Source organism: Rahnella perminowiae, from assembly GCF_019049755.1.
Classification (GTDB): domain Bacteria; phylum Pseudomonadota; class Gammaproteobacteria; order Enterobacterales; family Enterobacteriaceae; genus Rahnella; species Rahnella perminowiae.
Window position 1 is genome coordinate 19,367 of the sequence record NZ_JAFMOS010000610.1, and the last position, 9,706, is coordinate 29,072.

The following is a 9,706-nucleotide window of genomic DNA, read 5'->3' on the forward strand; positions in this document are numbered from 1 at the left end:
CTTAAGGCATCAGACCTTTGACGTTGATCGGTTTGGCTTCGTTTTCAGCTTCGCCTTTCGACTTGCCATCAATCGCCATACCGGCCATCCGGTAGAAATTATATTCCGGATATTTACCCGGCCCCGAAATCAACAGATCTTCTTTTTCGTATACCAGGTCCTGGCGTTTGAATTCACCCAGCTCGAAGTCCGGCGTCAGCTGAATGGCTGTTGTCGGGCAAGCTTCTTCACACAGTCCGCAGAAAATGCAACGTGAGAAGTTGATGCGGAAGAATTCCGGATACCAGCGGCCATCTTTCATTTCTGCTTTTTGCAGAGAAATACAACCTACCGGACACGCTACGGCACACAGGTTACAGGCAACGCAGCGCTCTTCACCGTCCGGGTCGCGCGTCAGCACGATACGGCCACGATAACGTGGAGGCGGGTTAACCGGAACTTCAGGATACATCTGGGTTTCGCGCTTGGCGAAGGCATGCATGCCTATCATCCACAAGCTGCGAACCTGGGTACCGAACCCGACCACTATGTCTTTCAATGTCATGGTTTCATCACCCCTTATTGCGCGTTGTACAAGATGACCGCAGCGGTCGCCAGCAGATTAAGCAACGTCAGTGGCAGGCAAACTTTCCAGCCAAATGACATCACCTGGTCGTAGCGGGGACGCGGCAAAGCAGCACGGATCAAAATGAACATCACCATGAAGAAAGCAGTTTTCAGCGCAAACCAGATAAACGGCGGCAGGAACGGGCCCTGCCAGCCACCGAAGAACAAAGTGACGATCAACGCAGAGACCGTCACGATACCGATGTATTCCCCCACGAAGAACAGGCCGAATTTCATACCGGAATATTCAATGTGGTAACCATCGGCCAGTTCCTGCTCGGCTTCCGGCTGGTCAAACGGGTGACGGTGGCAAACAGCAACGCCGGCAATCGCAAAGGTCACGAAGCCAAAGAACTGCGGAATGATGTTCCACACATGCGCCTGCGAATTGACGATGTCTTGCAGATTGAAAGAACCCGCCTGCGCCACGACGCCCATCAGTGATAAACCGAGGAAGACTTCATAGCTCAGCGTCTGGGCAGAAGCACGCATCGCACCCAGCAGCGAGTATTTGTTGTTACTGGACCAGCCAGCGAACAACACCGCATAGACGGTCAGACCGGCCATCATCAGGAAGAACAAAATACCGATGTTCAGATCGGCGGCGAACCAGGTCGGACTGACCGGAACGATCGCAAAGGAGATCAACAGGGACGTAAACGCAATCATCGGTGCCAGCGTAAAGATGGCTTTGTCGGTGAAGTTAGGAACCCAGTCTTCCTTGAAGAACATCTTGATCATGTCAGCCACAAGCTGCAGGGAACCGCCCCAGCCGACACGGTTTGGTCCGTAACGGTTCTGGAACAGCCCCAGCAAACGGCGTTCGCCGAAGCTCATGAAGGCCCCGCAAATCACCACGACCAGCAGGATCACGACAGCTTTCAGAATGGCGATCAACGAATCAATCACGACAGGTGTAAACCAGCTCATTGTGCTGCCTCCCGCAGATTTTCAACCGTTGCGCCAACCAGCACCGGCGGAATACCCGGTAAGCCCAGCGGCAGGCCGACCTGGCCCTGGTTCAATGTTTCACTCAGACGAACCGGCAATTTCAGTGTCTGACCGGCACAGGTGAACTCCACCTGTGAACCTGCGTTCACGCCTAACTGTGCAGCATCTGCCGGGTTAACCATCACATACGCCTGTGGCATACGCTGCTGGATCACCTTTGAACGCTGTGTCATTTCCTCACTGCCGAACAGGTGATAATAAGGCGCAACGCGCCAGCTATCGCTCTGTGCAGTAAACGCAGCCGGAATGGCGGTGAAGTATTCAAGACGGGCTTCGCCAGCTTCAATCAGACGTACACCCGGATCGCCGAAGCGCAGGCTGCCACCGACTTCACTCTGGAATTTGTTCCAGGCTTGCGGGGAGTTCCAGCCCGGTGCCCAGGCAAAGGGTATCTGATTGCGGTGGGCTGTCGGACTGTTGTTCCCTTCCATAGAGAAGGCAAACATGGTGTCTTTATCTTGCGGCTGACGCGGCTCGTGCACGCTGATATTCGCACGTGCCGCAGTACGACCACTCGAACGGATAGGAGAACGTGCCAGTTTCTGACCACGAATACGGAAAGTGGCATCAGGCGCAGCTTCAACAATGCCTGTCAGTTGTGGCAACGCAGCAACACACGCCTGAATGACGTGATCCAGTTGCGTCCAGTCAACATGGCGGCTGTTGATGGTGGAATGCAGCGAATGCATCCAGCGCCAGCTTTCCAGCATGGTGATGGTAGTGTCGTAGTAGGCAGGATCGTAAACCTGGAAGAAGCGCTGAGCACGGCCTTCCTGACTCACCAAAGTACCGTCGCTTTCCGCAAAGCTTGCCGCAGGCAGGATCAGGCTGGCTTGATCCATGATGCGCGTGCGCTGATGGTCAACGACCAGCAGGTTCTGCACGTTAGCTAATGCCGCATTCACTTCCGCTTCAGGCGCCTGACGGTAAAGGTCATTTTCCATCACGATGGCGCTGTCGGCTTCACCCCGGGTCAGCAACGCGAGTGCTTCGTCCAGCGAGCCGCCACCAATCATCGAAAGACCGATGCTGTTAGCTGCGGAAGCCACAAAGGTAATACCGACATCGCTGCCTGCACCTTTCAGCGCTTTCGCGATGTTAGCAGCCGCTTCAATGATGGCATCTGAACCGGCGCTTGTACCGGTGATGATCAGCGGCTTGCGTGCACCGGTCAGCGCCTGCACAATCACGTCGATTTTCTTGTTCAGACCATCAGCAAGGTCGCTGACTGCTGGCGCAGAATTATCCAGCGCATGGGCGATAGCAAAGCCGAAACGCGCCTGCTCATCAACCGGGGCGCGGTAATTGTAAGCGGCGATATCGTCGAGCTTCGTGTTATCCACGTTGGTGATAAACAACGGATGTTTGGCATGCTGACCGATATTCTGTACAGCCGCGATTTGCCAGTCGGCAACACGCTGAGCCGCTGCCATCGCGCGAGCTTTACCTTTTACAGCCTGACGAACAGACAGTGCGATACGCGCACCGGTCTGGGTTAAATCTTCGCCCAGCACCAGAACGGCATCGTAATCTTCAATTTCACGCAGCGCCGGTGTACGCACACCGCTGTTGCGCAGAATGTTCAGCATCAGTTGCAAACGCCCCTGCTCTGCCGCGTTGATACCCGTATAGAAATTTTCAGCACCGACCAGCTCTCGCAGGGCAAAGTTGCTTTCAAGGCTGGCGCGTGGCGAGCCGATACCGATCGTTTTCTTCGCCTGACGGATAATGTCTGCCGCGCCCTGCATCGCCTGTTCAGCGTTAAGTTCGATCCAGTCGTTGCCCCGCAGTTGCAATGGCTTCTTCGGTCGATCTTTGAGGTTCACGTAGCCATACCCGAAACGACCACGATCGCACAGGAAGTAATGGTTTACGGTACCGTTATAACGGTTTTCGATACGACGCAGTTCGCCGTAACGTTCACCCGGGCTGGTGTTACAGCCAACAGAACATTGCTGACAAATGCTTGGCGCAAACTGCATATCCCATTTACGGTTATAGCGTTCGGAATGCGTTTTATCGGTGAAAACACCGGTCGGACAGACTTCAACCAGGTTACCGGAGAACTCACTTTCCAGCGGTCCATCTTCCGGGCGGCCGAAATAGACGTTGTCGTGTGCGCCATAAACGCCCAGATCGGTGCCGTCCGCGTAATCCTTGTAGTAACGGACACAACGGTAACAGGCGATACAGCGGTTCATTTCATGAGAAATGAACGGGCCGAGATCCTGGTTGTTATGGGTTCGTTTGGTAAAGCGGTAACGGCGCATACTGTGGCCGGTCATCACCGTCATATCCTGCAGGTGACAGTTACCGCCTTCCTCACACACCGGACAGTCGTGCGGATGGTTGGTCATCAGCCATTCCACAACGCTTTCACGAAATTCTTTCGCTTCGCCGTCATCGATGGAAATGAAGGTGCCATCAGACGCGGGTGTCATACATGACATCACCAGACGACCGCGCGTGTCTTCCGCATTTTGGTATTGCTTAACCGCACATTGGCGACAAGCGCCGACGCTTCCCAGCGCCGGATGCCAGCAAAAATAAGGAATATCGAGGCCGAGAGAGAGGCAAGCCTGTAACAGGTTGTCCGCTCCGTCTACATCGTATTCTTTGCCGTCTACATGAATCGTAGCCATAGTCAGCATGCTTCCACGTGGCCCACTTAGTGGGCGTTAATCAAAAATTCTTGCCGGGTTGGCGTATATCATTCGACAGCGCGTCCCTTGTTCCGGGAATTCGCGCACAGCGGGCTCACGTCCGCTGCCTGTTGCCTTCACTACCAGCGTTCTTTCAGCAGATTGTTTGGCTGAATTCCGCCAATCGCGCGTGCGTTGTTGAAATGCTGTTTGGCGATACCCGCCTCAAACTCTTCCCGGAAATATTTAATCGCACTCTGCAATGGCTCCACGGCACCCGGCGCGTGTGCGCAGAAGGTTTTGCCCGGGCCAAGCTGGCGGCAAAGCTGTTGGAGAGTTTCGATATCTCCCGGCTGGCCTTCACCGCGCTCCAGCGCACGAAGAATTTTCACACTCCACGGCAGACCATCACGGCATGGCGTACACCAGCCACAAGATTCGCGGGCGAAAAACTCTTCCAGGTTACGCACCAGCGGGACCATGCCGATTTCATTATCAACGGCCATGGCCAGCGCAGTCCCCAGACGGCTGCCAGCTTTACCAATGCTGGCAAAGTCCATCGGCAGATCCAGATGATCAGCGGTCAGGAAGTCGGTCCCTGCCCCGCCCGGCTGCCAGGCTTTAAATTTCAGGCCGTCACGCATGCCACCGGCATACTCTTCAAGGATTTCACGTGCGGTGGTCCCAAACGGTAGCTCCCAGACGCCCGGATTTTTCACCCGGCCGGAGAAGCCCATCAGCTTGGTGCCGGCATCTTCACTTTTGCCCGCCGAAATACCTTTGTACCAGTCCACCCCGTGCTCAAGGATTGCAGGTACGTTGCACAACGTTTCGACGTTGTTGACACAAGTCGGTTTACCCCATACACCGGCAGAGGCCGGGAATGGCGGCTTGGAACGCGGGTTGGCACGGCGGCCTTCCAGTGAGTTGATGAGCGCCGTTTCTTCACCGCAGATATAACGACCGGCACCGGTATGCACAATCAGTTCAAAGTCAAAACCGGTACCCAGGATATTTTTACCCAGCAGGCCAGCGGCTTTGGCTTCTTCGATTGCACGGCGCAGGTTCACAGCGGCTTCAATGTATTCGCCACGCAGGAAGATGTAGCCACGATAAGATTTCAGCGCGAAGGCCGAAATCAGCATGCCTTCCACCAGCAGGTGTGGCATTTGTTCCATCAGCATGCGGTCTTTATAAGTACCGGGTTCCATCTCATCGGCGTTACACAGCAGATAGCGGATGTTCATGCTTTCGTCTTTCGGCATCAGACTCCACTTCAGACCGGTGGAGAAACCTGCGCCGCCACGCCCTTTCAGGCCAGCGTCTTTTACCAGATTAACGATTTCTTCCTGCGCCATGCCTTTGAGGGCTTTTTCCGCACCCACATAACCGTTTTTGCTGCGGTACTCGTCGATCCAGACGGGCTGCTTATCATCACGCATACGCCAGGTCAGCGGATGCATCTCGGGTGTACGTTCAATGTGTCGGGGAATATATGTCATGCGTAACGCTCCAGTAGCGAGCCGATCGCTTCCGGCGTCAGATGGCTGTGCGTGTCCTCATCAATCATCATTGACGGACCTTTGTCACAGTTACCAAGACAGCAGGTCGGCAGCAGAGTAAAGCGTCCGTCTTCGGTCGTTTCGCCCGGCTTAATATGCAACTGTTGTTCCAGTGCGGCCTGGATCCCCTGATAACCGGTGATGTGGCACACCACGCTGTCACAGTAGCGGATCACATGGCGTCCGACCGGCTGACGGAAGATCTGGCTGTAGAATGTCGCCACACCTTCAACATCACTGGCAGGAATACCCAGAACATCGGAGATTGCGTAGATAGCGCCATCAGGCACCCAGCCACGCGCTTTTTGCACGATTTTCAACGCTTCGATAGAGGCCGCGCGGGCATCTTCGTAGTGATGTTTTTCGTGCTCAATCGCTTCGCGTTCAGCGTCACTCAGCACAAATACCGGCGGCGCAACAGGCTCGCTGATATTGATGTACTGAACTTCTGAGTCTTTATTGATATCTGTCATCGTTAGCGGTCCACATCTGACATTACAAAATCGATACTGCCCAGATACACGATCAGGTCGGATACCAGGCTGCCACGGATTACGGACGGGATCTGTTGCAAATGCGGGAAGCTTGGCGTACGGACACGGGTGCGGTAGCTCATGGTGCTGCCGTCACTGGTCAGGTAATAGCTGTTGATCCCTTTGGTGGCTTCAACCATCTGGAAAGATTCTTGCGCAGGCATAACCGGCCCCCACGACACTTGCAGGAAGTGAGTGATCAGGGTCTCAATGTGTTGCAGCGTGCGCTCTTTCGGTGGCGGCGTGGTCAGCGGGTGATCTGCTTTGAACGGACCTTCCGGCATATTTTTGTAACACTGTTCCAGAATGCGCAGGCTCTGACGAAGTTCTTCTACTTTCAGCATCACACGGGAATAGCAGTCACTGACGCCATCACCGGTCGGCACTTCAAAGTCAAAGTTTTCGTAGCCGGAATACGGACGCCATTTACGCACGTCAAACGGAATACCCGTTGCGCGCAGGCCAGCGCCGGTGGTGCCCCAGGCCAGGGCATCATCTGCGTTATACGCAGCCACGCCTTTGGAACGGCCAATCAGAATGGTGTTTTTCAGCGCCGCTTTAACATAGGAATCCAGACGGGCTGGCATCCAGTCAAGGAATTCACGCAGCAGACGATCCCACCCTTTCGGCAGATCATGCGCAACGCCACCAATACGGAACCAGGCCGGGTGCATACGGAAACCGGTAATCGCTTCCACCAGATCGTAAATTTTCTGACGATCGGTAAAGGCGAAGAACACCGGGGTCATCGCGCCCACGTCCTGGATAAACGTAGAGATGTACAACAAATGGCTGTTGATGCGGAACAGCTCAGATAACATGACACGTATAGTGTTCACGCGGTCCGGCGTCACGATACCGGCGAGTTTTTCAACAGCCAGCACGTAAGGCATTTCGTTTACGCAACCGCCGAGATATTCGATACGGTCAGTGTAAGGAATGTAGCTGTGCCAGGACTGCCGTTCACCCATTTTCTCAGCACCACGGTGGTGGTAACCGACGTCAGGCACGCAATCGACAATTTCTTCACCATCAAGCTGCAGGATGATGCGAAATGCGCCGTGCGCAGACGGGTGGTTAGGGCCGAGGTTGAGGAACATAAAGTCTTCGTTGTTGGTACCGCGCTTCATGCCCCAGTCTTCAGGCTTGAAGGTCAGCGATTCCATCTCAAGTTCTTCTTTCTGCCTGGTCAGTTCGTAGGGATCGAACTCAGTGGCACGCGCCGGATAATCTTTACGCAGCGGATGCCCTTCCCAGGTCTGCGGCATCATAATGCGCGTCAGATGCGGGTGGCCATCGAAGGTAATACCGAACATTTCCCATGTTTCACGCTCATACCAGTTAGCATTCGGGAACACTTTGGTGATGGTCGGAACATGAAGATCGTTTTCTGATAATGCCACCTTGATCATGATGTCGCGGTTACGCTCAACCGAGAGCAGATGGTAGAAAACGGAAAAATCCGCGGCCGGTAAACCGTCGCGGTGTGTACGTAAACGCTCATCAAAGCCATGCAAATCGAAAAGCATGACATAAGGTTTTGGCTGTTTTCGTAAAAAGGTAATCGCTTCCAGTAACTGTTCACGCTTGAACCAGACTACCGGAATGCCGGTACGGGTCGCCTGAACAGTAAAGGCCTCTGGCCCAAAACGGTTACGCAATTCGCCGATAACCGGGTCATCGAGATGATCACGGGTATGCCATGCTGGCAGGGCGGAATCTTGCGTCGTCAAATCTGTCATATTTTTTTCACCACACTAAATGGTCATTTATGCCGTAAGGGGGATATTTATACCCCCTCAGGGTTGACTCTCAGACCGCAGTGTTAAATCTCGTCCGGCGAACGCAGATTTGTCACAGCAATACGCTCAGCACGTTTACGCTCTTTTTCAGACTGCATATTCGCGCGGTAAACACCCTGATCGCCAACAACCCATGACAACGGGCGACGTTCTTTACCAATGGACTCCTGCAACAGCAGCAGAGCCTGCATGTAGGCTTCCGGACGTGGCGGACATCCCGGGATGTACACATCGACCGGCAGGAACTTATCCACGCCCTGCACCACAGAGTAAATATCGTACATGCCGCCGGAGTTCGCACAGGCGCCCATCGAAATAACCCATTTGGGTTCCAGCATCTGATCGTATAAACGCTGAATAACCGGAGCCATTTTGGTGAAGCAGGTTCCCGCTATCACCATAAAGTCAGCCTGGCGTGGTGACGCACGCAGCACTTCTGCGCCAAAACGCGCAACGTCATGCACCGCAGTGAATGACGTCACCATTTCGACATAACAGCAGGAAAGACCGAAGTTGTAGGGCCAAAGGGAGTTTTTGCGACCCCAGTTCACCATGCCATGCAGTGACTCCTGGAGATTTCCCATGAAGACGCTGCGTTTAACCTGCTCCTGAAGAGGATCGCCGACGACCTCCTGAGACTGCAGGGGGTAACGGTCGTTCTCACCGTCCGGGTCTATGCGGGTGAGCGTATAGTCCATCTTAATGCCTCGCTATGACTGCTTACTGAGGGTGACTGTTGGTATTAATCGCCGGGCTTGGTTTAACAGGTCCTTTCGAACGTGTTGGTGTCCAGTCGAGTGCGCCAATTCGCACCAGATAGAACAAACCAGCCAGCAGTACCAAAATGAAAATGGTGGCTTCAACGAATCCGGTCCAGCCGCTTTCGCGAATAGACGTTGACCATGCATAGAGATACAAGGCTTCAACATCGAAAATGACGAAGAACATGGCGACCAGATAAAACTTGGCGGACAGGCGCAGCCGGGCAGTACCGACAGAGGCGATACCTGACTCAAAAGGCGTGTTTTTATAGCGCGCTCTGGCTCTCCCGCCAAGAAACGCGGCGCCCAGTAACATCAGGCAGCACATGCCCATTGCGACGATAAGAAAAACGGCGAACGCCCAGTGTTGAGCGATGACTTCAGTGGCTGTTGACATACTCATTGCTTACTCATCAAAAGTGGCACTTTGGCATCTGCTCTGTAAGGTCGGCAGCTTGCGCACCACATCGATTCAAGGGAAGGATTAAAAACCACACAGTTCACGGCTCAACAAGGGATTAAGCCAGTGATTTGTTGTGGGCTTTTTACCCCTTTCTATAACCTTTTGTCAACTTTGACAAAAGTATCTCCACATTAGTTTACATGCTTATCATTTAATTAACATATCATGCGCCGGAACTTAAGCTAAATCGTGTCAGTTAAATACTGAGATAAAGCATGGGCCTGTGTCGGGAGTGATCACATCTTACGTACTTTACTATTGTCGCAGGAATAGACACCGCTTCCACTCTCTTAATAGGGTTATTTTTTTGATCCATGTCAGAGTTC

General features: G+C 53.7%; 8 protein-coding genes. All 8 read right to left on the reverse strand.

Annotation, left to right across the window (positions count from 1 at the left end):
• Position 1: 1 nt before the first annotated feature.
• Positions 2 to 544, reverse strand: coding sequence for an NADH-quinone oxidoreductase subunit NuoI (nuoI, locus tag J1785_RS19820; protein WP_013574596.1), 543 nt, complete (start codon positions 542 to 544; stop codon positions 2 to 4).
• Between the two features lie 14 nt (positions 545 to 558).
• Positions 559 to 1,536, reverse strand: coding sequence for an NADH-quinone oxidoreductase subunit NuoH (gene nuoH, locus J1785_RS19825; protein ID WP_129952340.1), 978 nt, complete (start codon positions 1,534 to 1,536; stop codon positions 559 to 561).
• Positions 1,533 to 4,259: an NADH-quinone oxidoreductase subunit NuoG gene (nuoG, locus tag J1785_RS19830; protein ID WP_217220317.1), complete on the reverse strand. Its 2,727-nt coding sequence runs from the start codon at positions 4,257 to 4,259 to the stop codon at positions 1,533 to 1,535. The genes nuoH and nuoG overlap by 4 nt, the downstream gene beginning before the upstream one ends.
• 140 nt (positions 4,260 to 4,399) lie before the next feature.
• Positions 4,400 to 5,761 (reverse strand): NADH-quinone oxidoreductase subunit NuoF, encoded by a 1,362-nt coding sequence (gene nuoF / locus J1785_RS19835; RefSeq protein WP_129952338.1) that lies wholly within the window; start codon positions 5,759 to 5,761, stop codon positions 4,400 to 4,402.
• Positions 5,758 to 6,294, reverse strand: coding sequence for an NADH-quinone oxidoreductase subunit NuoE (gene nuoE, locus J1785_RS19840; protein ID WP_231576087.1), 537 nt, complete (start codon positions 6,292 to 6,294; stop codon positions 5,758 to 5,760). The genes nuoF and nuoE overlap by 4 nt, the downstream gene beginning before the upstream one ends.
• A 2-nt stretch (positions 6,295 to 6,296) precedes the next feature.
• Positions 6,297 to 8,096 carry an NADH-quinone oxidoreductase subunit C/D gene (gene nuoC, locus J1785_RS19845; protein ID WP_129991767.1) on the reverse strand — a complete coding sequence of 600 codons (1,800 nt, stop codon included), beginning with the start codon at positions 8,094 to 8,096 and terminating at the stop codon, positions 6,297 to 6,299.
• Positions 8,097 to 8,179: 83 nt separating this feature from the next.
• Positions 8,180 to 8,854, reverse strand: a complete 675-nt coding sequence (locus tag J1785_RS19850; RefSeq protein WP_129952336.1) for a NuoB/complex I 20 kDa subunit family protein — start codon at positions 8,852 to 8,854, stop codon at positions 8,180 to 8,182.
• A gap of 22 nt (positions 8,855 to 8,876) precedes the next feature.
• Positions 8,877 to 9,320 carry an NADH-quinone oxidoreductase subunit A gene (locus tag J1785_RS19855; RefSeq protein ID WP_129952335.1) on the reverse strand — a complete coding sequence of 148 codons (444 nt, stop codon included), beginning with the start codon at positions 9,318 to 9,320 and terminating at the stop codon, positions 8,877 to 8,879.
• Positions 9,321 to 9,706 lie beyond the last annotated feature (386 nt).